Annotated in this window: 1 protein-coding gene; it reads right to left on the reverse strand. The window is 70.5% G+C overall.

Annotation, left to right across the window (positions count from 1 at the left end):
* Window positions 1-28: 28 nt before the first annotated feature.
* Complete coding sequence (locus tag ACYUD3_RS38485; protein ID WP_470981160.1) at window positions 29-1276, reverse strand: IS110 family RNA-guided transposase; 1248 nt, start codon at window positions 1274-1276, stop codon at window positions 29-31.
* Between the last annotated feature and the right edge of the window lie 386 nt (window positions 1277-1662).

A 1662-nucleotide genomic window follows, 5' to 3' on the forward strand; every position in this document is an offset into this window, starting at 1 on the left:
CCGAGAGACATCTCGCGTGCCTAACAAGTCAAGCCGCTGCGGCCAGAGCCACTGAATGACCGGAGGTGAACGCATGCTGCTCGTCGAAGAGCTGCCTGGCCCGCAGGCAGTGGTAGAGCTGACCGATCATCCGGTTGAACAGGTGCCGCTGAGCTCCCGCGTGCCAGTCTCCGCGCTCGCGTCGCCGCTTGTAGTGGGCATTGGCTCCCGGCGACACCCGCATGGCGGACAACGCCCAGAGGAAGCCGGCGTCGATGAGGCGGTTGTTCTTGATGTAACGCCGCCCGACGTACCACTTCTTGCCGGAGGCGCGGGTGACCGGTGCGGAGCCGGAGTAGGCCTTCAGTGCACGGGCGTCGGCGAAGCGGGCACGGTCGTCCCCGATCTCGGCGAGCACCCGGGCACCGAGCTGGACCCCGAGGCCGGGGAAGCTGAGCAGGATCTCAGCGTCCGGGTGCTGGCGAAAATGGGCTTCCACCGCCTCGGCGAGCTGATCGGCCGCAAGGCATGCGGCGTCCAACTGGCGTACCAGTGCCGAGAGTTGGTGGCCCATCGCGTCCTCGACGGCGGACGGCTGGCGGGCGCGCTCGCCACGGAAGACCTCGCGCAGGCGCTCGGCTTCGGTGTCGATGCCCCGCTGTCGGCCGGCCCGTCTGAGCGCGGCCCGCAGCCGGGGCAGGGACAGCCGAGCGGCCCTGGCCGGGGTCGGGGCGACGGCCAGGACGGCGCGGGCTTCCGCGCGGGCCAGGCCGTGCTGCTTGCCGAGGAAGGCGTCCAGGGCAGCCGGGTAGTACTCACGCAGCAGCGAGCGGACCTGGTTGACCAGCTGCTGGCGGTTCCAGACCGCGTCCTGCTGGGCGCGGGCGAGCACGGCGATGGCGCGAGCCTGGTCGGAGTCGGCGGGCAGGGGCCGGTGGGCGTGCATGTCGGTGCGCAGGATGTTCGCCAGGACCAGCGCGTCGCCGGGGTCGGACTTCTTGCGGCTCACGCCGTGCCGGTCGCGGTAGCGTGCGGCGGCCAGCGGGTTGATCGCGTAGATCAGCCGCCGGCCGGCCCTCAGGACGGCGACCAGCAGGCCGCGCGAGGTCTCGATGGCCACCGGTATCGGGGCCTCGGAGGTGTCGCCGTACTCGGCGAGCAGACCGAGCAGCAGGCGGTAGCCGTCCGGGTCATCGCCGATGCGGCGCTTGGCGAGCAGTGTGCCCGCCTCGTCGACCAGGGCGACATCGTGGTGGTCCTCGGCCCAGTCGATGCCGCAGAACACTGTCACATCCATCTCCGTTCTGTTGCTGTTCGCGCAGGTGAGAAGCCTGTGCGGGCCACGCGGCGACCTAATCCCAGGACTCGTCGGTCCGCCATCTCGCCAGCCGTTCGTGGCACCAGCGGACCGCAGGGGCCTCCGTCTTGCGAAGAGCTCCGGGCTCGGGACGAAGGAAGAGGTCGCCCTGCGGCGGGCTCGCACCAAGACGATCAACGAACACAAGTTCCGGACGGGTTCGTGGCGGCCCGAGGGCGCCGGCTGTCGCCGGTCTCTCGTAAGGCCTCCAGGGCCGGGAACCACAAGGGATTCACCCGGCACCCGCGGGCCACCACGAACCCGTCCATCAGCAAGACCAGCCACCCCGCCGGGGCCCGGCTGGGATTCCTACACACGGATTAGGA

Source organism: Streptomyces sp. AMJ-169 (assembly GCF_055597585.1).